Genomic DNA, 24986 nt, shown 5'->3' on the forward strand with positions numbered 1-24986 from the left:
GGGAAGACTATGATCTGCTTCAGACAATCGCTTCTGCTCGGCTGTGCCGCACTGGCGATCTCAGCCGGTTCGGCTCTGGCTCAGGACCAGGCCGCACAGCCGACCGCCACGCCGCAGGATGAAACCACCGACCTCGGCGACGTGGTGGTGACGGCCGAGCGGCGCGAACAGTCCCTGCAGGATTACGCCGGGGTGGCCCAGGCGATTTCCGGCAAGGACCTGCGGGCGGTGGGCATCGACCAGATCGAGGATCTGCAGTCGGCGGTGCCGGGCCTGTCGATCTCCAACCAGGAAGGCAACGTCCAGATCTACATCCGGGGCGTGGGCACCGCGAACAACACCGAACTGGGCGATCCCTCGGCCGCGACCCACCTCAACGGCGTCTATCTGCCTCGGCCGCGTGGTCTCGGCGGCATGTTCTTCGATATTGCACGCGTTGAAATCGCCAAGGGACCGCAGGGCACCCTACGCGGGCGCAACGCCGTCGCCGGAACCCTGAACATCATCCCCAACATGGCCCGCCTCGGGGAACGGCTGGGCTATGTCCAGGGCGAAGTCGGCACGCTGGACACCACGGGCTATGAGGCGGCCATCAACCTGCCGATCGGGGATGTCCAGGCCGTACGCCTGGCCGTCTACGGCGTGGATCGCGGCACGGCCTACAAGAATGTCGGGGATGACAAGACGCTCGATCCGACGGGCATCCAGGAGCTTTTCTCCGCCCGCGCCTCCTACCTCTATCAGCCCAATGACCGGTTCAAGCTGAGCCTGATGGGCGACTACGAGTCCGAACGCGGCACAGGCTATCCTGCGACCAATATCCGAAACGGCCTAGTCAACGGCGGAAAGCCGGATGATCTCGAACTGCGCGACGTCCTGTTCCGCGGCCCGCAGGGACTGGTCGAGAACGACAACTGGGGCCTGGCGCTGAACGCCTCCTATGACTTCGGCGGCGCAGTGCTCGAATATTCCGCCAGCCGTCGCAGCGTCGACTACTACCAGGTCAACGCCGCCAACGAGGGCGTCGTGCGCCCCGGCTACGGCGCAGCCAACGTCGACTACGACAACTTCGGCACCCAGTATTGGCTGACCCTGTCGGAGTCCGACATTCACGAGCTTCGGCTGACCTCGTCGCCGGACGCCAGGACCGTCTGGTCTACGGGTCTGTTCTATTTCAAGGAGGAACAGCAGGTCGGCTTCCTGTCCGTCGTCGACAAGGGTCAGTTCTACTCTGGCACGGAGTTCACCTTCCCCGACGTGAAGTCTGACTCCTTCGCCGCCTATTTCGACGTGACCTATCCGGTTTCGGACCAACTGCGCATCAAGGGCGGCTTCCGCTACACAGAAGAGAACAAGTCGCGTAACGGCGTCGGCGGCAACTGGGCGTTGGGCCTGGGTTCGCTGGACTACAACTGCTGCTTCAACTCCCGTCTGGGCACTGAGGGTTTCCGCCCGATCTTCACCGGACGTGAAAGCTATGTCGCGCCGACGCCTGGCAATAATCAGGAAGCGGCCAAGTATTTCATGGGCGCCTTCCGTCCCGGCGCGCGCGACACCTTCCTGGATCAGATCGCCGGCGTCGCCGAGGGCTCGCGTCCGAACGGCACCTGCATCAACCGTCCCGACATCCAGCCTGGCGGCGGCGGTCAGATCTGCCCGGCGGACGGCCAGCACAGCTTCTTCCAGATCTCGGCGCCGGGCGCCCAGAGCGGTTCGTATGAAGACTCGTTCAGCGATTACCGCGTCGGTTTCGAGTACGACTTCACGGACGACAACCTCTTCTACGGGGCGGTTTCCACGGGTCACAAGTCGGGCGGTTTCAACGACACCATCACGGTCAACGGCGTGGCCACCGCGCCGACCTTCGCGCCGGAATCGGTGACCCTGTTCGAACTGGGGACGAAGAACACCTTCCGGCCGGCTAGCGGCCGCATCGATGTGAACGCCAACGTCTTCTACTATGACTACGCGGATCAGGTCTTCCAGACCCTGGTGTCCCTGGGCACCGGACCGGGCGGAGCCAGCGCCGGCTTCTCGCAACAGAACGTCAACGTCGCCCAGTCCACGATCAAGGGCTTCGAGCTGGAGACACGCTTCGACCTGCCGTTCCGCTCGCGCCTGGACATCATCACCGCCTATATCGACGCCAAGGCGGACAGCGGCGCGCTGACGGACACGCGTGGGACCGACTACGGCGACGGCACGCCCAACTTCAACATCGACATCGCCGACAACGACCTGCCCAACGTCTCGAAGGTCAATATCAACGCCCACCTGCAGAAGACGGCGGACCTGTTCGGCGGTCGCGCGGACTTCCATCTCCTGGCCAACTATCGGTCGTCCTACTACCTGAATATCTACAACGAGGCCCCGGTCATCCAGTTTGCCGACAGGCCTTCGGACGCCGCCGGCCAGGCCGCCTATGACGCTTTCAAGGCTTCCATGGCGGGGACGACCGTCAATCCGAATGCGCCGTTGTCCAGTCCCTTCCTGCGCAGCACTTCGGCGCGGGACGGCGGTTTCTGGGCGCGCCAGGAGGGCTATGTGACTGTCAATCTGGGCGCCGGTTGGGAGCCGTCGAGCGGCCGCTATCGCATCGAGGCCTATGTGAACAACGTCTTCGACAAGACGGTCGTCGAGAAGCAACTGGTGTCGGACGAGGTGGTCAACGTCCTCTTCCTGAACCAGCCTCGCACGGCCGGCCTTCGTCTGCGCGCCAACTTCTAGTCTCCTGAACTGGGGCGGCGCTGGTCTTCGGATCGGCGTCGCCCGTTTTTTCTTCAGTACGAGGTCCCGCATGTCAGCGTCCCGTCGATCGCTCGTGTCCGCCATCGCCCTTGCGGCCGTTCTCGCCGGCTGCGCGTCCGCTTGGCCTTCGGCAGCCGAGAACGTCAGCGCCCAGGCCGATCCGGCCGTCTGGCCCAGGGCGGCCAGCCCCCGCGCGATCACAGACGCCCGCACCGAAGCCATGATCGACGGCCTGCTGGCCCGTATGACCCTGGAGGAGAAGGTCGGTCAGATCGTCCAGGCCGATATCGCCTCCATCACGCCGGAGGATCTGGCGCTCTACCCCATCGGGTCCATTCTGGCGGGCGGTAATTCTTCGCCGGGAGGCAATGAGCGGGCGCCTTTGGAAGACTGGGTGGCCCTGTCGCGCGCCTTCAGGGCGGCGGCTGCGGCGCGACCGGGGGCGGCGGTGCCCCTTATGTTCGGCATCGACGCTGTCCATGGACACAACAACATCGTGGGGGCGACGCTCTTTCCCCACAACATCGGCCTGGGCGCCGCGCGTGACCCCGACCTGATCCGGCGCATTGGCGAAGCCACGGCCCAGGAGGTCGCGGCCTCGGGCGCCGACTGGACCTTTGGGCCTACCCTGGCGGTTCCGCGCAACGACCGTTGGGGACGGACCTATGAGGGCTATAGCGAGCATCCGGAAATCGGCGCGGCCTATGCCGGGCCGATGACCCTGGGACTACAGGGCGAACTGGTCGAGGGACGCCCGCTGGCGGCTGACCGGATCGCAGGCTCGGCCAAGCATTTCGTCGCCGACGGCGGCACGCAGAACGGCGTCGATCAAGGCGACGCCGTGATCTCGGAAGCCGAACTGATCGCCATCCACGCCCAGGGCTACGTCCCGGCGATCAATACGGGCGTCCTGACGGTCATGGCCTCCTTCTCGAGCTGGAACGGCGAGAAGATCACCGGAAACCGCTCGCTCCTGACGGATGTGCTGAAGGGGCGGATGGGCTTCGAGGGCTTCGTCGTGGGGGACTGGAACGCCCACGGCCAGGTCGAGGGCTGCAGCAATGAAAGCTGCCCGCAGGCGATCAACGCCGGGCTGGACATGTTCATGGCGCCGGACAGCTGGCGAGGTCTCTACATCAATACGCTGGCCCAGGCCCGGTCGGGCGAAATCCCGGCGGCGCGTCTGGATGACGCCGTCCGCCGCATCCTGAGGGTGAAGGCCAAGCTGGGCGTCTTCGACCGGGATCGCTCGCTTGAAGGACGAACCGACGTTCTGGGCTCACCTGCGCATCGCGCGTTGGCGCGTGAGGCCGTGCGTAAATCCTTGGTGCTGCTGAAGAACGACGGCGTGTTGCCGATCCGTGCAGGCGCTCGCGTCCTCGTCGCTGGGACCGCCGCTGATTCCATTGGTCAGGCCTCGGGCGGCTGGACCGTGACCTGGCAGGGCACGGACATCACCAACGCCGACTTCCCCGGCGGAACGTCGATCTGGGCCGGTCTGCGCGAAGCGGTGACCGAGGCGGGCGGCGTCGCTGAACTGAGCGAAGACGGCGACTACGTGCAAAAGCCTGATGTCGCCGTCGTGGTCTTCGGCGAGACGCCGTACGCCGAGTTCCAGGGGGACATCGAGACGCTCGACTTTGGTCCCGAAGAGCCCCTCGCCCTGTTGCGCCGTCTCAAGGCTGCCGGAATCCCCACTGTCTCCGTCTTCCTCAGCGGGCGTCCGCTCTGGGTCAATCCGGAGATCAACGCCTCGGACGCCTTCGTCGCGGCCTGGCTTCCCGGTACGGAGGGCGGCGGGGTCGCCGACGTGCTGGTCGGGGGCTCGGGTGGGCGCAAGCCTGTCGATTTCACAGGCCGGTTGTCCTTCTCCTGGCCGCGTTCGTCCGATCAGAACGTTCTCAACTTCGGTGACGAGAACTATGCGCCTCAGTTTGCTTATGGCTATGGGCTGAGCTACGCAAAGCCCGAGACTGTCGGCCCGTTGTCGGAAGACGGCGCCGCGACCATCACGAGAAGCAATCTCGACCGATATTTCCGCGACGGACGCGTTCAGTCGCCCTGGTCGCTTCTGCTCCGCGACAGCGGCGGCGATGCGCGGGTGGGGCAGGCGCTGTCGTCGGCCAGTCCGAGAGGGAACCTCTCGGTCCGCTCGACAGACGGAGCAGCCCAGGAAAGCGCCATGGCGCTTTCCTTCTCGGGAGAGGCGGAGGCCGTCATCTTCGGGCCGGCCGTGGACCTGTCTCGCCAGCGTAACGGCGACATGGTGCTTACAGCCGGGGTCAGGCTCGAAAGCCGGGTCGCTGGACCTGTTGAGCTGGGCTTCGGCAAGGATCGGATCGATATCGCGCCGCTGCTGCGTGACGCCAAGATCGGCGAGTGGCGGACGATTAAGATCAGGCTGGCCTGTTTTGACGCTGAGGCGGCAGGTCTGACGGCGGTGGAGACCCCCTTTGTCCTTGGCTCAAAGACCCCGCTCCGTATCTCCCTGGCGGACATCGGCCTCGTTCCCCACGACGCCGAGGCGATCTGTCCCTCGAGCTGAGAAAAGAACTCACTAAAGCGGTGAAGCCATGCGCCGGGACAAGCCCCTTTGGGGCGGACCTAATCGCCAGGGTCCAGGTGAGATTAGGGTGTTGCAATGTATGGACCGGAAGCTGGCCTCGAGGGCTGCCGGCATCTTCTGCTGGCGGCGCAGGGGCTGCCTGGGCCTCGACGACGATGGAATCGACTTCCACGACTGCCGGCGCCGCACCGAGCGACGGGGTCGCGACGGTGACGCCGAGGCCGTCGAGGGTGGAGAGGTCGAGGTAGCCTGACTGGGGCGCAGCGCCTGCAGCGGCAAGGCTCACAATCTTGCCTTCCTGCGCAAGAAGGCCGAGACCATTGACGCCCGTTTGGCGGAAGCTTGGCCTCGCGAGACCAAGTTCGACCGCCGTTGCTTCGAGCTTCTGCGCGAGGCCTATGTGAAGGCCCGCTATTCCGAGCACTAGAGGATTAGCAGCGAGGAACTGGCTTGGCTGACGGAGCGGGTCGGGATCCTCCACGATCTGACGGACCAAGTCTGCAAAGCTCGCCTCGCCGACCTGCGAGGCGCAGTCGCCGCTGACGATTGAGCGTCGGGTTTGCCGTAAGGCCTCCAACCCAATGACTGTTGTTGGCGCAAAGACGCCCGGATTTCGGCTGACTCAGACTCGTTCAATAGGGCGCTCCAGGGAAGTTCAGGCGCTGGCTTATTCCAAAACTACAAGCTGTCACGACCTAATCGTTCCGCACATTTGCGATCGGAATCTGGGCAAGCAGTTGAGCCAGATCCGCCATCCTCGACACGCCCGTCTTGGCCAGAACCGAGCGAACCTGACTGCGCAGCGTCGCCATGGATACGTCGCGCGCCACGGTGATGTCTCGCGGCGTCATTCCCGTCGCCAGCTCACTGACCAGACGGGCTTCGGCCGGACTGAGATCGAACAGGCCGTTGAGCAGTTCCGGCAACGGCGCGGCCTTCCGCTCGAGTAGGGACACCACCATCAAGGCCTGTCCGCCGGCAAAGATATCCTGCGCCGCGCCCCGTACGGGAAGCAGATGGATCAGCAGAGGAGGATGGGACCCGTCCGGCGCGGCGGGAATTGGGATGGACAGGCCGCCCGGCGGCGCATCCCGATTTCCGATCCGTTCCAGCCCTTGCCGGAAAACTTGGTTCCGCGCCCGATCCCGGATGGCGATCCGGCCCAGCGCAGTCGGCGACAGGATTATGCTCAGGCTGTCGAGAAGGGCGTTCGACCCGATGACTTTCCCGGTCGGATCGACTACGGCCGCCGCCAGACCCAGCCGCGCCAAGGTTTCTGTCATGGCGCTGGCGCGTTCCAGGCCCAACCGCGCGGAGATGAACATGGCGCGGTGCAGGTCGGGCCTCAGGCCATCCAGGGCGGCGACCTCGCCAGCGCTGTATGCGCCTTGATCCCGCATCCGCGCCAGTACAAAGGTCACCTGATCGCCGCTAGACAGCGGGATGACAGTCGCCAACCTCTGGCCGAAGCCGCGCGCGGCCAGGGGGGCCCAGACCGCATCAGCGACCGCCTCTTCCTCGCTCAACACATCGTCTACGGAGCTGAATGCCCCGGGTCGTGTATCCAGAGTCCAGCGAACGCTAGGGCTCATCCGCCAAGCATCGGATTGCAGGAAAGCCTCCAGCAGGTCGCTGGTCATGTCGGTGGAGATGCCCCGCGGGCTGAAACGGTCGCTGAATACGAACAGCGAGTTGGATCGTGAGTTCGAGATCCGGTTCATCCCGTCCAACGCCCCTGACCATTTCTCGGGGATCAACGCCGATTCATAGATGTGGTCGAGCAGGGTGTCGGACATTTCTTTTCCGCTGCGCCTGCCCCGCCCTAGGCAGGGGGCGACAAGATGACGGGTAGGAGTTTCGGCGCTGCGCATCCTTCACCTGGATGATGCGACGGTCAGGAGTCGATCCTAGCAGTTTTCCCAGATTTCGCTGGGAGAGTTCGATGATCAAGTTCCAACAGTCACGTGATACGCGCTGGGTGCTCCATGGTGCGGCGGCCGCTCTGGCTTTGGCAACGGTCGCAATGGCTGACACTGCTGATGCGCAGTCCACCTGCAGCCAAGCCGGCTTTGGGGTAAACGAGGATCCCGGCGAGCAAACCACGGAGGGAGAGAGCCAGACCGCCTGTGGTTCTCTCGCGAACACGAACGGCGGTGTCAATGCGACCGCCGTCGGTTACCGCGCCACTGCAAGCGGTGGTAACGGCAACACCGCAATCGGCGGTGAATCGAACGCCTATGGAACGGGCGCAGCCGCAAACACCTCGGTAGGATCTTATTCGACGGCACGGGGCAACGGCAGCAGCAACTCCGCTTTCGGAACGGGCGCGGACAGTTCGGGCGCAGACAGCTCGAACATCGCCATAGGCAGCGGCGCATCGGCGAGCGGCGACAACGGCTCAAGGATCGCGATCGGCACAATCAGCGCCGCTGGCGGTCAGAATGGCGTGGCCATGGGCTTCAACGCCCGTGCGGACGGATCCTTCTCGGTGGCTATCGGGGCCGGCTCGACAGCTACCGAGGCCATGACGTTCTCGGTCGGGTCAGCGGCGAACCGTCGCCGGATCGTGAACGTCGGAAACGGAGCGATCGCTGCAGGCAGCGCCGATGCGGTGACGGGCGACCAACTCTTCAGCACCAATGGCCGCATTTCGGCTTTGGAAGCCGGATCTGGCGCCGCCCTCGGCGTCGCCCAAGCGGCGCAGGCCGCCGCCGAGACGGCCCGGACCGAAGCCGCCTCTGCACAGACAACAGCGAACGGCGCGCTTGCACGGGCCTATATTGCCGAATCCACGGCCATCACCGCTCTCGCCAACGCCGCCACGGCCCAGGAGACGGCCGATACCGCGATCAATCGCGGCGACTCTATGGGGGAAAGCTTGGCCCAAGCTCTCGGCGGCGGCGCGACCTATGACACCATCAATGCCGTGGTGACCGCGCCCAGCTACGGCGTCGGCGGTGTCTTCTACAGCAACGCAGGCGACGCTTTCGCCGCGATAAATGCCACGGGGACCAACCACTTCCGCACCGACGGGTCGCTGGGCCTCGCCCAGGCCACCGGCGTCGGCTCGACCGCAATGGGTGGTGCGAGCGTCGCGTCCGGCAGTCGCTCGACAGCGGCCGGCGCCGGAGCTCAGGCGTCGGGCAATTCTTCCGTGGCGATGGGCGATGCGGCCCGCGCGACAGCCGCCGGCGCGGTCGCCATGGGCCAGAACTCGGCCGCGACGGGCGTGAACGCGATCGCCATCGGCGCTGGCGCGACAGCCACCGGTTCGGTCGCTGTCGGAGCCGAGGCCAGCGCGGCGAACGGCGGCGCGGCATTCGGGGACGGCGCCATCGCCACCGGTCTGAACGCCACCGCCGCAGGGCCAAACGCGCAAGCTTTGGCCGACAACAGCGTCGCCATCGGAACAGGCTCCATCGCCTCCGAGGCCAACACCCTTTCTGTAGGCTCGGCGACCAATCAGCGTCGCGTGACAAACGTGGCGGCCGGTCTAGCGGCGACGGACGCCGTGAATGTCGCCCAGCTTGGGGCTGCGAACGCCTCCGTCGCGGCAGCCTTGGGCGGCGGTGCGACGGCGGGCTCGACCGGCATGATCAGCTCCCCCCGCTATGAGCTTTACATGGGCACGTTTGACAACGTCGGTTCGGCCTTAGTCGGCGTTTCCAACTTTGCGTCGGACGCGCGCCTGGAGGCCCGTCGCGGGATCGCCGCCGCAATGGCGATGTCCTCGGCTCCGATGCCCTCGGCCCCGGGCAGGACCAGCTGGACCGTGAACGCCGCCGAGTTCAACGGGGAGACCGCTATCGGCGGGTCGATCGCACACCGCATCGGAGGTGGGGAGCGGCCGCTCGCCATCTCGGCGGGCTTCTCCCATTCAGGCCGTGAAAGCGCCTTTCGGGTCGGGATGAGTGGAGAGTTCTGACGCGGCTTTCCGAAGTTTGGCACGGACACTGCCACCCTTCTGTTGCGAGTGGGTCGTTTTGGACGATGAGATATTTATCCCTTCGGTGACGGGGCCGAACCAACCCGACATTCTCGACCTAAAGCGGTGCAGGAGGCGACCATGTCAGAAACGACACGAACCGTGGTCCGCGCCAAAGCGGGCGTGAAGCTGGAGCGCGTGGAGCAGGCGGACAAGAACGAGGTCAGTTTCTGGCTGACAACCCATCGTCTCCAGTCGGCGCGCTTGATCTTCAATGAAACGGAAGCGAACCGCGCCTATGCGCTTGAGGTGGAGGCGTTTCTGAAGGATCCGGTCATCCTCAATCTAATGAAGACCGGACACCTCGAAAGCTAAGCCGACTTCTCAGCCTGCCCGATCTCACGTTCAAGCAAATCGCAAAGGCGCAGGGCGGCTTGAGCGTGCTGGTGTTCTCGCGGTGCAGAATCTAGATCGGAGAGAATATTCTCGCTGAGCCCGTGAAGAAACTGATCTAAATTCTTGGCCCAGTCAGGGTCTCGGTGCGCTAGCGTACGACATAGGACCAACTCGAGTACGTCAAGCCTCGCGCGCGTGGCCTCCAAATCTGTGTCCACGTCGCTCTCCTAAGTAGGGGGGTAAGGCTCTCACCATCGAACGCCGGTGTCCACCCTGCTACACCAACCGAAGCATTCGGCGGCCGCCTCGCCGGCTTCAGTGACCGTGAAGTCGGAGGCGCCGTGGACGGCGATCAAGACTTGGATTGATGTCCAACCGGCCGAGGTCCTGTCGAAAACCGCCTTCCACCTCGTCGCCGTGGCCGATTTGGCTCGGAACAGCCCGCCGAGGGGCCTGCGGACCTAGGGATTGGACCGAACCACTCTGGTCGTCGCACTGGAGACCGAAGCCAAGCGGGCGATGGACGAACGCGAGGCCGCCATGGCGGAGATGGCTATGTGCACCACCTACCGCCGAGCTGTCGGCGCGCGGCCGTATGTCGACCGCCCCCGATGTCACGCGAGGGGTCGTATGCGTGCGAACCGGTTTTTGCCCTTTAGGTTGCGTGAGACCAACTGAGCTGGAGGCACTCTTTCGTGTAGCGCCGCTGTAGGAACAAGTGCGCAGCACGCTGCTTCCTTGGTGTGATCAAACGGAGAACACCATGACCGACGTCCAGCAACAACCAGAGCAAAATCCTGACAACGACCAGGATCCCGTCAACCAACCCAAGCCGGATCAGGACAACGATCGGGACACAGGCGGGCAGGACGAGGATCCCGCCAATCAGCCTGAAAATGCGGATAACTTGGACAACGACTGATCCGGATTGAACAAAGGCCTCGCCATTCATGGCGAGGTCCCATCCCCGGAGATGCCAATGCCTGAGGCCAGCCCTTGCACCCAGGTCTGAAGCGCTTGTTCATCCGCCATGCCGCCAGCGAAAACATGAGCTGGAACCTGCGGTTCGTTGTTGCCTCGAGCCCTGCCGCGATAGACCTTCATCGGCACCCACACCTTGGCCAGACCGCTAGGTAGGGCGTTTTCGCGCAGTTCCATGTAGACCGTATCGGCGTTCGTCTCCCGACCGATCTGGACGGCGCCCAACGTCTTCCACAGATCGACGGCGTCCAGGCAAGCCGACCCGCAACGGAAGTCTGTCAGAACGTAGACGTTGCCCTTCATCGGATTTTCCGGGGGGACGGCGTAGGTCGGCGGGGTTTCCTGCGGGGTGTGTTCTCGCCACAGGGGGGCGCCGGCGGCCATCGCGCCCTGCATTCCATCGATTGCATTGTTCGCCCAGGCGATCATCTGGGGGTCGCCGTTGGCCGCTTTCAGTTGATCCCGGAGGGTCCTGAGACCCGCGATGTTGGTTTCAGACGCCCGCCAATCCACACTCTCGATAGGAGCCATGAGATGGGTCGTCGCCCAGTCTCCGCCCCAGAGGGTCAGCGCTAGCCGTGCGCTCCAGTGCGAAGAACCGCCGCCGTTGTCGCGAACGTCGAGAACCACATAGGGAGCGGCGCGTAGACGAGCCTGGTTTTCCGCCGCCTCCGCCAGCAGGGCCGTCAGGGCCGCGTAGGCTTCGGAATTGGGATCGCCGTTGAACGACGGCATCGACAACCATATGCCGCCGTCATCCAACGTCTTCAGGCCGAAAGGAGGCGAAACCCGTTGGGTGAGGGCGGTGCGTCGCGCGCCGAGGTCCTGGGGTTCGATCGCTCGCCAGGTCAGGCGGTAGGATCGTTCGACGCCCTGGACCTCAAAGCGGCACCCCGACATCTCGGGGGTCCACGGATTGCTGGCGCTCATGAAGACCCAATCGCCGAACTGGAGCTTCTGCGCTTCAAGGAACCAGCGACCGCGGAAGGCGCCGACGCGGCGCTCGGCCAGGGCGGCGGCGTCCACGCCGTCGCAGGCGATCAGCTTGGCGCCCAGGGGCGGGCTGTCGCCATCCGCCTCGTCCCGGCTGGCGACGACCTGCTCGGCGCCGTCATAGAGGGTGAGGAAACCCGGCCAGCGCGTCGGGAACCCGCCTGGATTGGTCAGGCCGATGTCCACATGACCGTCGTCAAACCCGGCGATCAGGCCGCGCATGGTCCACCACCAACCGCCGACGTCCGTCGTCGTCTCCGCGCGTTCACGCGCCTCGGTCAAGCCTGCCTCGACGCGCTGACGGAAAGCCGGATTGCGATCGTCGTGCATGCCCGGATGGGTTTCTTCGATGATGCGGCCCACGGCGTCGACATCGTCTTTCAAGGTCGCGGACCAGTCGCGTGGGGAGGTCATCCACTCCGGCGTGGCCTGCTGGGCCCAGACCGGCGGCGCCACAAGCGCCAGGACCGCGGTGCACAGTCCCCATGGCCGCAGATTCATTTGAAAGTCCCTCCATTGGAGCGCGGAAGCTAGAGGGTGCGATTCGAAAAGCAATGACGGTCGGCGCGATGTTGGGGGATAGATGGAGCATCGACGCCGCACGGCGCGGGTTTCTCCTGCCTTGCGTTGGCAGTCTCGCCTTCCCATATCCTATTCGTCGATCTCCTTGCGTAACGCTGCCGCCCTTTGCATTGCGCGCCGAGGTTCAAAGCCGATCCCATTCAGACCCGACAGGCCGACGAGGGGTTTTCCCTGCGGTCAACGCCAGACGGAGGTCTCCAAATGGCTACCGGCACAGTGAAATGGTACAATTCCACCAAAGGTTATGGGTTCATCGCCCCCGATGACGGCAGCAAGGATGTCTTCGTCCACGCTTCCGCTGTTGAAACCTCCGACTTCAGCTCCCTGAGCGAAGGGCAGAAGATCAGCTTTGAATTGGAACGAGACGCCCGGAGCGGCAAGGAATCCGCGGGCCGCCTTACCGTCGCGCCCTAAAATCCCGCCTGGACGATAAGAGACGATCCGGTCGCCGCCGACAGGCGGCGGCCGTGGTCGCTCGGGCCAGGCCGCCTTCCTTCAATCAGCAGGCGGAAGCCGTGTCCGGCGGATATCGACGACCAGCGCTGGTCAGCCGAGACGTTGCGCCGGGAACGTCGCAACCATGCACCTTCCGAGAGGATCCACCCATGAAGCCTCTGTCAGAAATGCTTCCGACAATGAGCGACGCCGACCTGTCGTCGTTGCGTGTCAACGCCGAGCGGTTGATCCAGTTGGGCTTGCCCGGCCAAATCGCCGCCGCTTCCGACGTCCTTCCGCTTATCGATGCTGAAGCGGCGAGGCGAGCCGCGCTTCCTAAACCGCCTTCCGCGCCGCGCGTTCGCGCCCCCAAGAAGAAGGTTGCGCCAGCGACGGGGCACCAGACCGCGCTTCCTCCGCGGTCGTCCTGACGGTGAAGGACGATCGCTTTGTGGGGCCCGCATTGATCGAGGAGAGCTTCGTGCGCCTGTACGCCCATGACTTCATTCAGATGGCCGTCAAATCCGAGCTCGGTCAGGATGTGGATGCGGCGCTTCAGCGACGCTTGGTCGAAGCCCGCTCCCACGCCGCCTTGATGGACGCCCGGAAGGGCTCGGGGCATCTGACAGCGCTCATTGAACGAATACGCGATGAAGCGCCCCGCTTTGACGGACGCGCCATGCTGCGCGGGACCGATCCGGGCATGGCCGCTCAACGGCGTCATCGCTTCCTGACGAAGGTCGCCGATGCGCTGGTTCGACCCATGACCAAACCTTCCTCGTCTCTCCGCGCGATCTCCGTCCCAACTCGCAATAGGTAGGTCCATGGCCGTCGAGACCGTTCATATCGTCCAGACCTATGTGCAGGGCAGGGGCAAGAGCTTGAAGGCCGAGCAGCCGGCGGGCTGCAAGACGGCCGAGGAAGCTCGGAGGAAGGCGGAACGCCTGGCGCCCCTTCGCCTCGGGGTCATCGCCTATTCGGTGTCCGCTGATACCGAGATGGGCGACTATGATGAAAGCCCGACGATCCTCTTCAAGGCCGGCGAACTCCCGCCTCCCTGGTGCGAGGAATGACGGGGGCGGACGCTTGCAGTGACGCTGGCATTCCCGCCTTCGTCACCATCTACGAAACGTCGATCCCCAGACCGACCATGTGGTCGGCGTCATGCGCGGCCCTTCGGAGGGTTCGACCATGACCAAACTCGACGCCGTCGCCGCAACGAAATTACTGGACGGAGGGAGCGCCATCACAATGGCGGCTCATGTCGTCGCCCTCCTCCCTCACGGGGGGCGGCGTGTTCGGCTCATCAACGGCCATGATCTGGATGTGTTGCCCGCGCTTCCTCACGGTCGGGCCGCGACATTGATCGGCGACATCGTGTCCATTCGGCTGGCGCCAGGTCAGCTCCATGGGTGGCGTCTGGTTGAAACGTGAGACGAACCTCAACTTGCAGTTGATCCGCTGATCTTCAGGAGAAGGCACATGCATATCGTCCAGCGCGCGTTCGAGATCGCGGATTCCGACAGGGCCTGCCTGAAGGTCAGCGACATTCTTCAGGCGCTGTTTCAGGAGGGATATGGGACCGGCGGCCGCGTGCATTTCGAGGGAAACGCCATTCGGACGCAGTTGCGCACGCGGATCGAAAAGAGGATCGCCGCAGAGAAGGCCGCTTCCGCGATCTAGGCTCTCATCTTCTCGCTGGATGCAAACCCGGAAGCTTCGGTCTTGCGAAGACGGAAACGCAGCGGCCCGGTTTCTGATGCTGAGGATCGATCAAGAGCCGAGCCGGCGCCAAGGCTGGCCGCTTCGTTCGAATATCTAGCCTGCTATGCGAATAGGCGCCCGTTTGTTTGCCTGATCGTGTTAGAGTCAGTTATCGCTGGCTGACTATTCGGGCGCCGGCGGCAGAGAGAGACCGGTAGCGCACGCCGCACACTCCCGCCTGTGGAGGAGGCTGCATCGTGATTGTCTATCATATCTATCAATTCGGGCTGGCGAGCGAGTTGATCGGCGCGCCGTCGTTGGCGTGCTCTTCCGACGAAGGTGCAATCGCCGAGATGAATTCCAACCGGTATGCCGCTCCAGCGCTGGAACTCTGGCAAGGCCAGCGCCTGCTCGTGCGTAAACACTACCCTCCAGTCTGAAGGAATACGCCGATGGAATCGGAGAACCGACCAAGCGAGGCGGCTGAGCGGGCTGAACGATACGCGCCGAAACCAACTGGAGGCGCGTGGCGGGCCGGCCTTAACGGCGCCGTGGTGGCCCTTATCGGCGTCTATATAGTCGGCAGCTTCTACGATGTGCCGCTTCGCTTCAGTTTTCTGGCGGCCGTGCCGATCGTGATGATTGCTTATCTGGTCGTATATATCGGCTATCGTCGTGCACGCGGGCGCAATCGTAAAGCTCAAGCGGATGAGATGAGGCGCGGTAACGAGGTATTGTAGGAGCAGAGGGTCTTGATCGGGAATATTGACCGTGCGGCCGACGAAAGCGGCGACATGATCAACATCACAGCGACATGATTCCTAAAGGCGACGACCTTGCGGAGCAGCTGCATGGCGAGGGAAAAGGACTCGCAGGAGGCGGGTGGGTCGTTCGAAAGAGAGAGGCGAACAAGGTGTATAGTATTGGAGTGAATCGATCATATAAATCGCCCGCATAATTTTGTAAATCAATAAATTCTCACATATATCTCTTGATGAAATTTAGAGCATATAGGTTTGAGATTACATTAAATTCGCTAATTGCGAGTAGTCTGCGGGATGTTTATGCGATCTTGATTTTTAAATTTGCTAAATTCATATCATTGAGTGATTTGAATGCTGCGTAGAATTTGGGTTCTATTTAAGTATTTATTGCAAAGCTTACCTTCAAATTGAAGAGTTCGTGCCCTACGGCATCTGAAATCGTCATCGACAATGATGCTCCATCGGGCATGACATTGCGATCATTTCTGAGAATGTCGCCGAGCATTCTCACGGCCTGTGCCTGCGCATCTGCCATGCAATCGCAGTCTACCTCCCACTTGGGAACGCTGACAGGTTGGGCGTTCGTTTCAAAGACAAAAGTTGTCATGTAGTGAGAAGCGGTTGCGCCGCCATTCGTTGCATCACGAGCGCCAGGGCACCTAAACTCCATCTGCCGATCATCCGCACCAACCCCTCTCTAGCTGGTCGCTACTGCCCGCAACTCGTTCCATTCCAGCAGTCGAACCGGCCAGGGGGAATGCCCCGTCTCTAGCGAAGCCTTAAAGCTCGACCCCGGAAGACGCTGGGAGTCGTTTGCACTGCCATTAAACGCGGCGTCGAAAATCTAACGCCGCGCTGAAAACGCCGATCCGTCGTCGGGCCTTCGCCTTCCGCAACGAGGCCCGCCCTGGGTTCAGAGAAGGCCTGTTCCGTGCCTACGCCGCTGCCTCGGTCATTTCGCCGGCCATCGCGGCGACGACCAGCAAGCTTCCTCCGACCAGATGGGGAGTGTCGTCTGGAGATACTGGAGGAAGGCAGATGAAGCGCGCGGCCTTTTCGCCATTCCTCAGAAACAGGTGAATTTCGACATGCTCGCTTTGGGCGCTCAGTCTCTCCGCAATGTCTTTGGCGGCCTCTTCAGCGGCGCGTCCCCGCGCAAACATCCGGGGCTCCGTGTCGTCCACACGGACTGCCCAGGCTTTACCAAAGGGTTCAACAACGACGGTTCGCATCGAAGCAGCTCCAGTGAAGATTGAAGGCGGTCGCTATTTGGAGCGCGGCGGCGACCCTTCAAGGGGCTGAATCGCAAAACATAGACGCTTCCCCTTAGGTCCGGCCCGATACCATGGGTGTTCTGACATGCGTTATGGCTCACAGTCGCCCTTCCACGCAGTCATTGAGACCGATTCTGAACTCTGGAACCTGACGCTGGGCCATTGACGTTTCCTTCCGGCTAGGAGGAACCATGACTTTCACTCAGCTCGAACCAACCCTACCGATCCGTGTGGAAGGAAAAGGCGATGGATACGCCTTCGCAGTCATCGACTATGGCCAAGAACACAATCTGATCTGGGTAACGGCCATCAATGAAACCGGCGAAATCTGGTGCGCGCCCAATCCGAAAGTGCGCATGATGACTAACTGGACAATGGGACGCAAAAAAACACCTTCCTCCACTGCTGAGGCTGACGCTGGATCCTGATCCAGCCATTCCTGTGGGGCCGACCACGGGCCAGGTAGGGCACGAAGAAAACGTCGCGCTCAACTCGGGTCCGATGGGCATGACGGCGGTTCAGGGCGTGACCTTCTCGCATTTCTCGAGTTTTTCGGGTGAGCATCATCTCTATTGCCTATGAAGCGCCGTGGCGCTTGAAATGGTCGAGGTCGCCACCGCCTTTTAAGCTGGCCGATCGCTAGGTCGATTTCAGCATAGCTGAATTGGCCCGTCATCAGATCCGTCACCAGATCCACGTCTCGGGCGTCGAGAGTGTAATGCTCGGGCGGCGCCGTTTAGGTTTGCCCTGGAGTGTGTGACGACACCAGAGCTTTGCCCGCCAGCAGGGCGAACTTGAGTCGGGTCTTCTTCATATGGATTTCTCGTCCGCCGTTTGGCGGGCCGACGACGCGTTCTTGCCTTCGTGTTGCGTGAACGCTCGTTCTAATGGGGGAGGTGGTTTCAGGCCCGGGAAGCTCGGCTTCCAAGCCTCCTCTCATGGGGGGCAGTCTGCACGCTATTGCACGAATGAGTAAGGGGGAACGGCAATAACATCAGGTGAGCTCGTCCTGGGTCGAGCAGCGGACCATGGTAGCCTCCTAAAGTCTAGCTTATCAGCATATTTGACTAAGCAAATAAGCTCGCGCGTTTGAGGGATGTCGAGCAGAGGTGAGGGGAGCAATATGTCGGCAATGTGGTCATCGCCGCATTGGCTCGCCCATCAACAGATGTGGCGAATTCCTTTTCAAACACACTTATTCGGAGGCTATCATGCGTGCTCTTGCTATTGCGGCGGCTGCCGCTTTGCTTGCTATCCCAGCTGTGTCCAGCGCACAGACCAACGTAACCGTGACCACCAGCGTCACTGACTTCTGCGGCATCGGATTGGCCAATGTGGCCGGCGGCAATGCGGCCGTCGCCAACGGGGTTCGTCAGAAAGTCACCACTCTGCGTATGTCGTGCAATTCGGCCACCGGCGCCAAGCTGACCTCGAGCGCTCAGAATGGCGACTTCAAGTCTCCGGCCGGGGTCCTGATCAACTACGACTGGGATCTGGTCGTCCAAGGCGTGCCGAGCCTCGGCTTCGCCGCAGTCGACACTTGGCCCGGCAGTCCGGCGATCGTCACCAACTCGGGCGGTTACAGCCAAGCCTTGGCTGACGGCCTCTTCGCGGACCTCTTCCTGAACCTCTGCTACAACGTTCCCGGCGGCCCGGGCGCGGGTGGAACCCAAGGCGATCCGACCAATCCCGGCTCTTCGGGTTGTGCGGCAGCGCCTTCCGGACCTGGTGCGGCTTCGGCGCCCGCTGGCACTTATACGGAAGTCTTCACGTTCGCGCTGAATCCGGCCTGACCGGGAGGCAGGCGGGGAGCCGATGGAGCGGCTCCCCGTTTTTGCGCGCGCCGATCTGCAGGGGGGATACAGTCGTCTGGGCGTCGCGGCGAAGGCTTGCAGCCCGGCGCTAGATAATACGCCGACCGATGATAATGGGTTCGGAATGATCGATCTGAGAATCGCGGTGTTCGCTCGAAAGCCGTTTCTGCCCATCGAAGGAAGCTGGTGGCCAGGCAGGCTGCGGTTTAACCGCTCCAGCCCCTTTCTGCGGTATGGTCGAACTCACCCTTTCCAAGTGAAACGCTGATGCCGTCAACGATCAGTTTGGCTTTTGCCCCAGTATGGGTTTCTTCCATGGCGGCGGAGAGCGCTGCCTCGATGGCGCTCGCGCGATCAAGATAGTCGCCGATATGGCGGGACGCCCGGCGGACTTCCCAAACGCCGCTGCGAGGTTTCACGCAAATCGGCACTTCATCGTTTGATTCAATCGCAGAGGTCTGAGGAAGCGATAGGGGCGTGTTCACATGGGCGCGCACATACGGTCGCTCTTGATTGAGCTTCAGAACCTGATGGACGAAGGCTTCGGCATAATCCTCGGTGTCCGTGTGTTCGTGTTGATAGGACCGCCGTCCTTGGGGCGAGAAGGCCGCCATAATGCGATCTCGAAGCGGTTCGTCGGCGAGAGCTAAATCCGCCAAGAGGAACTGAAGTATGCGCTCATGCGCGAGAACGCGCCGTTCTAAATCCGTGTTCTGAGGGGGCATTGTCTTTGGAAGATGTCAAATCTTCCTCTCGTTTCAGCGCATATCCGAGAAGGCATGTAGGCGCTTATGGTGAAATATAGGGGAGAAAATCTAAGAAACTAGCTTTCAGAGAATCCAAATTCCTAGATTTCTATCGTCGTATTCCCTGTAGATTTAGTGCTGAGGGATCTGAACAACGGTCTTTTGGGAATCGCCAGGGCTTTGGCGCGGCCAATACGAAGGAGCGGATTCGGCGGGCCTATGGCTTGGCTTAGGGATCACCTTCGCGTGTTTTGCAGCGGAACTGCTTCCGGAGGGGGGACGCGGACTACGCGCCAATGGAACGTGCGCCAACAGGGCGCGCTCTCTTTGGTGAGCCTCAGAGAGAAAGAGACGTCATGAACGATCCCAACCCGAGAAAACCTGAACAGGACGATTCCGAGCCGGATCCGGAAGGTTCCGAGCCTCCTCCCCTGGAGGATATCCCTCCGGGCGGAGGCGGAGATGAGATCGGGGAAGAGCGTGTGCCTGAAAAGATGCGGACATCACCTTGAGGCGGAAAATGAAGACGAGCTGACGCCAGATGGATTTATGCCGCTCGAGACAACGCCATAATCTGAGCCAGCCGCGGCGTAAGCGGCGCGCTGAGCATCATTTCTCCGCCCTCGCTGGCCGCCTTGGGTCCGAAGTCGCGCAGCAGATGCTGTCGCACCACTTCCGCCACATCGTCGTCTTCGACGAATTCAGGCCGTTGCATGAGAGCCGTCGCATAGGCGTCGTCGGCGGCACGGTCCCGCGACAAATCGCCCACACGCTCGAAGATGATCGAATAGGCGGTGGGAATGCGTAGGGAACTGCAAGCGGCGATCAGCAGCCCATCCATCAGGACGATCTTCGGCATAGGCACGACGTTCAGAATGAGGAAGGAGGGCACGTGGCGCACGCTGTCGCTGGCGATGGCGAACACCTGCCCTTCGACCGGGGACATGGACCCGCCGTAGCGGATGCCGTCCGCACCGAGTTCGAAGCGAAGCTCGTCGTCCTCGATGCGGATGATCCCATGTTGCTGGCAGAAGCATCCCGGCTGGAACACCGAAGCCTGAGTGGTGCGCCAAAAGCCCTCATAGGCGGTCAGATGCGAATCCACTGCGTTCCGCACCATGTCTTGCAGCGCTCCGGAGAGGCCCGACCCGCTCTTCGTTCTGGCGGCGACGGCTGCGTCCACGCCGAACAACGTCGCGAACTCGGGCAGGCTGCGATCCCAATCGAGAAGCGTCAGACCGGGTCGTTTTTCGGCCAGAAAACGCGTCAGCCGTTCCAGATTGTAAGCGGAGGGCCGCACGCTGCCCGACGCCCAGCGTCCGACCAGCGATTTGTCGACGCCCATTTCCAAGGCCAATCGGCCACGGCTCATGGAGAGCGCTTTCAGCGCCAGGGTAAACCGTTTTGCGAAATCGTCAGGCACCTGACTTACTCGACGATCGCAAAGCGCAGGAGTGGGGCTGAGAGCAAGCGGGTTATGCTCCTTTACGATGTCGGCGGACTGCAAGATCGCCTCCTGGGCAGCTTGATCGCTCTTGGAGCCGACCGGGCGGTCCGGACGCAAGCATCCGACGAGATATCAATGATGACGTATCCGTGCGTGCATCGATCGTATCGTCCGTACCGAAGGGGGCGGTCCAACCGCCGCAAGCTTCGTCGAGGCGCGGGGATCGCCGGTTGAGCATCGGCCGATCGCTTCAGCGGCGCAGCCTGAGTTTTCTTCGAGTCTCCTGTTGCAACCGTTGCATGGAAGCGAGGTCGCACGGCGACGGTCGATGCACCTCGTCTTGCATCGGCGGCGACCTACCGTGGCGGCGTCCGTCGTAGCGCCGTGTTCGTCCGAAATTCGAACCTGATCGCGCCGGGGCGGGGCACCCAATCAGGAACGAAAGATCACCTTCATGGCTTCGCTGTTGCCTCTTTTCCCAGCTCCCGTTTCGCGGCGTCGAACGTCGTCGAGTCTGCGACGGACCGTATCTGGCTTTGCTCTAATGGTCGGCTCGCTGGGCCTCACGGTCCTAGCCTCGCCGGCCAATGCCCAATGCGTTGAGAACCCCGCGGACGTCTATACCTGCTCGGGATCGTTAGATGCGACCCAGACCCTGAGCGGGCCGACCGTGTCGATCACGACCACCCCCGGCTTCACCGTCGACACCATCTCGAACGGCGGCGGTTCCAGCTTCGAAGTGAACGGCCAGGGCACGGTCAGCTACATCGATATCGAAGGCTCGCGACTGGCTGGCGGCGGCGCCTATTTCACCTCTGATGCCGGAGACTTGGTCATTGTCTCGAACGGCGAGATCGATTCCGATCTGGGCCTGCAGGGGTTGGGCCTTCAAACGTTGAACGGCGGCGACATCAACGTCACCTGGAACGGACATATCGACAACTCGAGCGGCGAGGGCGTCCGCGTCACTGGCACGGGCGACGTTAACCTGCTGCTGTCGTCGGTCTACGCGCAGGACGGCGGGATCGAGATCAACCAGAACGGCCCCGGCGGGGTGAGCCTGATCGCCACGGGCGACGTGACCAGTGTGAGCGCCCGCGGCGTCGTGGTCACGACGGGTCTGGATTCGACGGGAGACATCTCGTTGGACCTGAAGGGCGTCGCCGCCTCCGGTCGTGGCGTCAATGTCATCAATCGCGGTTCTGGAGACACCTTCATCCGGGCGACAGGTCCAATTTCTGGCGTCCTCGGCATCCGGGTGACGAACGATCCGGGCTCCGGCGAGCTGTTCGTCGATGTCGCAGACCTCAGCGGCGTCGACGCCGCCTTCTTCGGCAACAACTATGGTACGTCCGACACCTTCATACGGACGCGCGACGTGTTCTCCGAGAGCACCGGCCTGCAGACTCACAATGACGCCACGGCGGGCGATCTCACCGTCATTACCCGCAACGTCATAAGCGGCAGCACCGGTATCTCTGTCGCGAACCAGGGAACGGGCGACACCTCGGTGACGGTTGAAGGGAGCGTGGTGTCAGCCGGCGGCGGCGTCTACGCCTTCAATGATCTCCTCGCCCAAAACCTGTCCATTTGGACCCAGGATGTTCGCGCGGAATATACAGGCGTCAGCGCTTCCCAGGACGGGAGCGGGGCCGTCAACGTCAAAACGGATGGGACAGTCGTCAGCCTAGCAGGGACGGCCGTTAAGGTCAGGACCGGTGTTCAGGCTACGAGCGCAACCGTGACGGCGGGGCAGGACGTCATCGGCCGCGATTGGGGCGTGCTCGTCGATCATTCCGGCTCAGGCGGAGTGGTGGTGAACGCCGCCGGCGACATCATCGGTCAACTCGAGGACGGCGTTTGGGTCCAGGCCGGGCCGGCGTCCGGCTACGTGACGCTGGATTTGCAGGGGGTGACGGGGGACGATCATGGCGTCCGGGTCGAGAACGCCGGGCTCGGCGGAACCGTCATCCGGGCGGCGGGCCCCATCCTGTCGAACGAAACCGGCCTCTATGCAGAAAATGAAGCGGGCTCGGGCGAAATGCTCATCGACGTCGCAGATGTGACCGGCATCGACGCGGCGATCGTCGCGATCAGCAACGGCATTTCGAACACCTTCATCCGGACGGGTGATTTGATTTCTGAAGGCACGGCTCTGAGCGTGGACAATGGAGCGTCTGCAGGCGGTCTGACGGTCTTCACGGGCAATGTGTCGGCCAATGCGGCCGGCATCAGCGTTGATAACGGCGGAACCGGCCAGACCTTGGTCGTCGCCGAAGGCGTGGTGACGGCGGTCCAGGGGGACGGGGTCAGCGTCTCGAACAGCCAACTTGGCGAAAGCTTGCGCATCGATGTCGATACGGTGATGGCCGGTGATAACGGCGTGTCCGCCAGCCATACGGGAACCGGCGTCGTCACGGTCAACACCTCGGCCTCGGTCATCGGCGCCGGCGGGGACGGGATCCGTGTCTACGCCGCCGCCCAGGGCACGGGCGTAACGGTGACCGCCTCGGCTGTGACCGGCGGCCAGAACGGCATCGCGGTCAACAACTTCGGCGGCGGCGATACGGTCGTACGGTCGACGGGTTGGGTGGTCGGCGATCAGCAGGACGGCATAGCTGTCAACAACGGCCAAGATGCGGGCGATCTCGTCATCGAGGCCATGCACGCGGTCGGCGCCATGAACGGCGTTTCGGCCCTCAATCAAGGCTCCGGCCAGACCAGAATCACGACCCACGGGCTGGTTCAGGGCGCTGATGCTGGCGTGAACGTCTCTTCCCTGACCGGCGGCGATATCCTGATCAGCAACTTCGGCAGCATCCGCGGCGACCAGGACCTGCCGACCGCGCGAGCGGTGCGCGGCTCCGGCGGGACGATCACGTTCGAGAATGCCGGCGTCCTGCTCGGCACGGTCGAGCTTTGGGGCGACAGCTCGCTTGTAAGCAACGCCGATGTCTGGAATAGCAGCAACGGTGAAAGCCTGTTCTCGGGCGCCGACGACCAGGTGGTGAACCTCGACGGCGGCCTGATCTTCGCGGCCGGCGACGCCTTCACCGCGGAAACCACGCGCTGGACTGGTCTCGAGCGTTTCGACAATGCGGGCGACCTGCGGTTGATCGACGGCGGCGCCGGGGATGCGCTGGAAACCTCGGCGGCTTCCGTCTTCCAGACGGGTTCGATTCTGGCTGTCGACTTCGGCGGCGTGGCCTCCGATGTTTTCCATACCGAGGGTACGCTGGATATCGAGGCCGGCTCCAAACTGGCGCTCAACCAGGTCGGCGCGCTGACGCTGCACCATCGCTATGTGGTCGCCGAAGCGCAGCAGGGCGTGACGGGCGAGTTCGACTTCGACGACCTCTTCCTGACCGCCTTCGCCGGCCTGCGCGACGGCTATACGGCGACCGAGGCCTATGTGGAGTTCGCCCAGCTGCGCGCGCTGGCTGAGGCGGGGCTGACGCCGAACCAGAAGGCCGCCGCAGGCGGCGCCGACAGCTTGCCGGACGGAAAGCCCCTCAAGGACGCCCTGCTGATGCTGCCGTCGGACGACATCGCACGTTGGGCTTTCGATCAACTGTCTGGAGAAGTCCACGCGACCGCTCGCGCGGCGACGTCGGAAGACAGCCGTCTGCCGCGCGATGCGGTGCTGGACCGACTGGCTGAGACCGACCGCTCGGGGGCGGTCTGGGTCCAGGTGTTCGAGGGCGGCGGCGTCAGCGACGGGAATTTCAACGCTGCGCGCGGTGAGCGCGACGTGCGCGGCGTGATGGCGGGTGTTGACCGATCGGTCGGCGCAAACGCCACCTTCGGGGCCGCCATGGGCGTCCTGAAGTCCGAAATCGAGGTCGAACGCCGCGCCAGCGAAGCCGAGGTTGAGAGCATCCACGGTCTGGTCTACGGCGGCGTGAACATGGGCACCTGGCGTGTTTCGGGCGGGGTCGGCTACGCCCGGACCGTCACGGAGACGCGGCGGGCGATCGTCTTCCCGGGGTTCCAGGACACGCCTGAAGCGGATTACGACGGTTCGGTGCTGCAGGGCTTCATGGAAGCCGGTTATCGCATGCCTGCGGGTGATGGCTGGGCCGAGCCCTTCGCCAGTCTGGCGGCAGTGCGTGTGCAAGGCGACGCCTTCGTGGAAAGCGGTGGAGACGCAGCACTGGCGGGTGAGAAGATCAACCACGACGCGGTGATCTCGACCCTCGGCCTTCGGTTCGAAGCCAACCCGACAGGGCGCTTTTCGGTCCGCGGCATGACCGGCTGGCAGCGGAACTGGGGTGATCTGGATCCGGTCGGCCGCCACCGCTTTAACGGCGGCGACGTCTTCGAAGTTCTGGGCGCCGCTCAGTCCGAAAATGCTGCGGTGGTCCGGTTGGAAGCCCGTTGGCGAATGGCGCCGCGCATGGAGTTCGGCCTGGGCTACGGCGGCGTCATCGGCGGACAGGGCGGCGACTACGCGGTCACCGGGGCGTTCAAGGTCGTCTTCTGACGCCTTGGTTCCGGCGGCCGGGTCTTCGTTCCTGAACCCGGCCGGGCCCTCCGGACGGCGCATGGCCGTCCGGAGGGTTCGATGCGTCTCATGATATCGTTGTCTGAGCGAGACGTCGGGCGTTAGGG

Annotated in this window: 22 protein-coding genes; 16 read left to right on the forward strand and 6 right to left on the reverse strand. The window is 63.1% G+C overall.

The genetic code is table 11. From position 1 onward, the window contains the following. Positions 1 to 9: 9 nt before the first annotated feature. Positions 10 to 2727: a TonB-dependent receptor gene (locus ABIE19_RS02545; RefSeq protein ID WP_354087545.1), complete on the forward strand. Its 2718-nt coding sequence runs from the start codon at positions 10 to 12 to the stop codon at positions 2725 to 2727. Positions 2728 to 2797: 70 nt separating this feature from the next. Then, complete coding sequence (locus ABIE19_RS02550) at positions 2798 to 5293, forward strand: glycoside hydrolase family 3 protein (protein ID WP_354087546.1); 2496 nt, start codon at positions 2798 to 2800, stop codon at positions 5291 to 5293. 716 nt (positions 5294 to 6009) lie between these two features. Here the strand turns inward: ABIE19_RS02550 and ABIE19_RS02555 are convergent. Then, positions 6010 to 7110 (reverse strand): helix-turn-helix transcriptional regulator, encoded by a 1101-nt coding sequence (locus ABIE19_RS02555; protein ID WP_354087547.1) that lies wholly within the window; start codon positions 7108 to 7110, stop codon positions 6010 to 6012. A 146-nt stretch (positions 7111 to 7256) separates the two neighbouring features. On the opposite strand from ABIE19_RS02555, the gene ABIE19_RS02560 reads away from it, so the two are divergent. The 3 genes from ABIE19_RS02560 (at position 7257) to ABIE19_RS02570 (ending at position 10557) form a co-directional block, all read left to right on the forward strand. Beyond that, positions 7257 to 9239 carry a YadA family autotransporter adhesin gene (locus ABIE19_RS02560; RefSeq protein WP_354087548.1) on the forward strand — a complete coding sequence of 661 codons (1983 nt, stop codon included), beginning with the start codon at positions 7257 to 7259 and terminating at the stop codon, positions 9237 to 9239. A 162-nt stretch (positions 9240 to 9401) separates the two neighbouring features. Continuing rightward, a complete protein-coding gene (locus tag ABIE19_RS02565) occupies positions 9402 to 9614 on the forward strand; it encodes a hypothetical protein (RefSeq protein ID WP_354087549.1) in 213 nt (70 codons plus the stop codon). Between the two features lie 784 nt (positions 9615 to 10398). Beyond that, positions 10399 to 10557 carry a hypothetical protein gene (locus tag ABIE19_RS02570; protein WP_354087550.1) on the forward strand — a complete coding sequence of 53 codons (159 nt, stop codon included), beginning with the start codon at positions 10399 to 10401 and terminating at the stop codon, positions 10555 to 10557. 26 nt (positions 10558 to 10583) lie between these two features. Here ABIE19_RS02570 and ABIE19_RS02575 read toward each other — a convergent pair whose 3' ends face one another. Beyond that, positions 10584 to 12110, reverse strand: coding sequence for a peptidase S41 (locus ABIE19_RS02575; protein ID WP_354087551.1), 1527 nt, complete (start codon positions 12108 to 12110; stop codon positions 10584 to 10586). A 282-nt stretch (positions 12111 to 12392) separates the two neighbouring features. On the opposite strand from ABIE19_RS02575, the gene ABIE19_RS02580 reads away from it, so the two are divergent. From ABIE19_RS02580 to ABIE19_RS02610, 7 genes are all read left to right on the forward strand, one after another. After that, complete coding sequence (locus tag ABIE19_RS02580; RefSeq protein ID WP_354087552.1) at positions 12393 to 12605, forward strand: cold-shock protein; 213 nt, start codon at positions 12393 to 12395, stop codon at positions 12603 to 12605. A 502-nt stretch (positions 12606 to 13107) separates the two neighbouring features. Then, positions 13108 to 13446 (forward strand): hypothetical protein, encoded by a 339-nt coding sequence (locus ABIE19_RS02585; protein ID WP_354087553.1) that lies wholly within the window; start codon positions 13108 to 13110, stop codon positions 13444 to 13446. 4 nt (positions 13447 to 13450) lie between these two features. After that, entirely contained in the window at positions 13451 to 13699 is a 249-nt protein-coding gene (locus ABIE19_RS02590; RefSeq protein WP_354087555.1) for a hypothetical protein, read from the forward strand. 118 nt (positions 13700 to 13817) lie between these two features. After that, positions 13818 to 14060, forward strand: a complete 243-nt coding sequence (locus tag ABIE19_RS02595; protein ID WP_354087556.1) for a hypothetical protein — start codon at positions 13818 to 13820, stop codon at positions 14058 to 14060. A 48-nt stretch (positions 14061 to 14108) separates the two neighbouring features. Further along, complete coding sequence (locus tag ABIE19_RS02600; RefSeq protein ID WP_354087557.1) at positions 14109 to 14309, forward strand: hypothetical protein; 201 nt, start codon at positions 14109 to 14111, stop codon at positions 14307 to 14309. Between the two features lie 278 nt (positions 14310 to 14587). Continuing rightward, positions 14588 to 14770 carry a hypothetical protein gene (locus ABIE19_RS02605; RefSeq protein ID WP_354087558.1) on the forward strand — a complete coding sequence of 61 codons (183 nt, stop codon included), beginning with the start codon at positions 14588 to 14590 and terminating at the stop codon, positions 14768 to 14770. 12 nt (positions 14771 to 14782) lie between these two features. Next, positions 14783 to 15070 carry a hypothetical protein gene (locus ABIE19_RS02610; RefSeq protein WP_354087559.1) on the forward strand — a complete coding sequence of 96 codons (288 nt, stop codon included), beginning with the start codon at positions 14783 to 14785 and terminating at the stop codon, positions 15068 to 15070. A 400-nt stretch (positions 15071 to 15470) separates the two neighbouring features. On the opposite strand, the gene ABIE19_RS17485 is transcribed toward ABIE19_RS02610, so the two are convergent. Continuing rightward, entirely contained in the window at positions 15471 to 15764 is a 294-nt protein-coding gene (locus ABIE19_RS17485; RefSeq protein ID WP_435521124.1) for a DUF6894 family protein, read from the reverse strand. A gap of 265 nt (positions 15765 to 16029) precedes the next feature. Next, positions 16030 to 16326, reverse strand: coding sequence for a hypothetical protein (locus ABIE19_RS02615; protein WP_354087560.1), 297 nt, complete (start codon positions 16324 to 16326; stop codon positions 16030 to 16032). A gap of 233 nt (positions 16327 to 16559) precedes the next feature. Here ABIE19_RS02615 and ABIE19_RS02620 point away from each other — a divergent pair, with 233 nt between their 5' ends. Both ABIE19_RS02620 and ABIE19_RS02625 read left to right on the forward strand, forming a co-directional pair. Further along, the gene (locus tag ABIE19_RS02620) at positions 16560 to 16796 is read left to right on the forward strand and encodes a hypothetical protein (protein ID WP_354087561.1); all 237 of its coding nucleotides are present in this window, start codon (positions 16560 to 16562) and stop codon (positions 16794 to 16796) included. A gap of 783 nt (positions 16797 to 17579) precedes the next feature. Next, the gene (locus tag ABIE19_RS02625) at positions 17580 to 18161 is read left to right on the forward strand and encodes a hypothetical protein (RefSeq protein WP_354087562.1); all 582 of its coding nucleotides are present in this window, start codon (positions 17580 to 17582) and stop codon (positions 18159 to 18161) included. A 227-nt stretch (positions 18162 to 18388) separates the two neighbouring features. Here the strand turns inward: ABIE19_RS02625 and ABIE19_RS02630 are convergent, their stop codons facing one another. Further along, positions 18389 to 18796: a hypothetical protein gene (locus ABIE19_RS02630; RefSeq protein ID WP_354087563.1), complete on the reverse strand. Its 408-nt coding sequence runs from the start codon at positions 18794 to 18796 to the stop codon at positions 18389 to 18391. A 488-nt stretch (positions 18797 to 19284) separates the two neighbouring features. On the opposite strand from ABIE19_RS02630, the gene ABIE19_RS02635 reads away from it, so the two are divergent. Next, positions 19285 to 19440, forward strand: coding sequence for a hypothetical protein (locus ABIE19_RS02635; protein ID WP_354087564.1), 156 nt, complete (start codon positions 19285 to 19287; stop codon positions 19438 to 19440). Between the two features lie 35 nt (positions 19441 to 19475). Here ABIE19_RS02635 and ABIE19_RS02640 read toward each other — a convergent pair whose 3' ends face one another. Beyond that, positions 19476 to 20435, reverse strand: coding sequence for a helix-turn-helix domain-containing protein (locus tag ABIE19_RS02640; protein ID WP_354087565.1), 960 nt, complete (start codon positions 20433 to 20435; stop codon positions 19476 to 19478). Between the two features lie 610 nt (positions 20436 to 21045). On the opposite strand from ABIE19_RS02640, the gene ABIE19_RS02645 reads away from it, so the two are divergent. After that, positions 21046 to 24858 (forward strand): autotransporter domain-containing protein, encoded by a 3813-nt coding sequence (locus ABIE19_RS02645; RefSeq protein WP_354087566.1) that lies wholly within the window; start codon positions 21046 to 21048, stop codon positions 24856 to 24858. The last annotated feature ends 128 nt before the right edge of the window (positions 24859 to 24986 follow it).

It is taken from the genome of Brevundimonas faecalis, from assembly GCF_040549405.1.
Classification (GTDB): domain Bacteria; phylum Pseudomonadota; class Alphaproteobacteria; order Caulobacterales; family Caulobacteraceae; genus Brevundimonas; species Brevundimonas faecalis.

What these genes read in the sequence shown, in the direction of transcription:
- ABIE19_RS02615 (WP_354087560.1), bottom strand. Translation starts at nt 16,326, where the DNA reads ATGCGAACCGTCGTTGTTGAACCCTTTGGTAAAGCCTGGGCAGTCCGT.
- ABIE19_RS02555 (WP_354087547.1), bottom strand. Translation starts at nt 7,110, where the DNA reads ATGTCCGACACCCTGCTCGACCACATCTATGAATCGGCGTTGATCCCC.
- ABIE19_RS02590 (WP_354087555.1), top strand. Translation starts at nt 13,451, where the DNA reads ATGGCCGTCGAGACCGTTCATATCGTCCAGACCTATGTGCAGGGCAGG.
- ABIE19_RS02560 (WP_354087548.1), top strand. Translation starts at nt 7,257, where the DNA reads ATGATCAAGTTCCAACAGTCACGTGATACGCGCTGGGTGCTCCATGGT.
- ABIE19_RS02575 (WP_354087551.1), bottom strand. Translation starts at nt 12,110, where the DNA reads ATGAATCTGCGGCCATGGGGACTGTGCACCGCGGTCCTGGCGCTTGTG.
- ABIE19_RS02550 (WP_354087546.1), top strand. Translation starts at nt 2,798, where the DNA reads ATGTCAGCGTCCCGTCGATCGCTCGTGTCCGCCATCGCCCTTGCGGCC.
- ABIE19_RS02610 (WP_354087559.1), top strand. Translation starts at nt 14,783, where the DNA reads ATGGAATCGGAGAACCGACCAAGCGAGGCGGCTGAGCGGGCTGAACGA.
- ABIE19_RS17485 (WP_435521124.1), bottom strand. Translation starts at nt 15,764, where the DNA reads ATGGAGTTTAGGTGCCCTGGCGCTCGTGATGCAACGAATGGCGGCGCA.
- ABIE19_RS02625 (WP_354087562.1), top strand. Translation starts at nt 17,580, where the DNA reads ATGCGTGCTCTTGCTATTGCGGCGGCTGCCGCTTTGCTTGCTATCCCA.
- ABIE19_RS02595 (WP_354087556.1), top strand. Translation starts at nt 13,818, where the DNA reads ATGACCAAACTCGACGCCGTCGCCGCAACGAAATTACTGGACGGAGGG.
- ABIE19_RS02580 (WP_354087552.1), top strand. Translation starts at nt 12,393, where the DNA reads ATGGCTACCGGCACAGTGAAATGGTACAATTCCACCAAAGGTTATGGG.
- ABIE19_RS02570 (WP_354087550.1), top strand. Translation starts at nt 10,399, where the DNA reads ATGACCGACGTCCAGCAACAACCAGAGCAAAATCCTGACAACGACCAG.
- ABIE19_RS02635 (WP_354087564.1), top strand. Translation starts at nt 19,285, where the DNA reads ATGAACGATCCCAACCCGAGAAAACCTGAACAGGACGATTCCGAGCCG.
- ABIE19_RS02545 (WP_354087545.1), top strand. Translation starts at nt 10, where the DNA reads ATGATCTGCTTCAGACAATCGCTTCTGCTCGGCTGTGCCGCACTGGCG.
- ABIE19_RS02600 (WP_354087557.1), top strand. Translation starts at nt 14,109, where the DNA reads ATGCATATCGTCCAGCGCGCGTTCGAGATCGCGGATTCCGACAGGGCC.
- ABIE19_RS02630 (WP_354087563.1), bottom strand. Translation starts at nt 18,796, where the DNA reads ATGGCGGCCTTCTCGCCCCAAGGACGGCGGTCCTATCAACACGAACAC.
- ABIE19_RS02620 (WP_354087561.1), top strand. Translation starts at nt 16,560, where the DNA reads ATGACTTTCACTCAGCTCGAACCAACCCTACCGATCCGTGTGGAAGGA.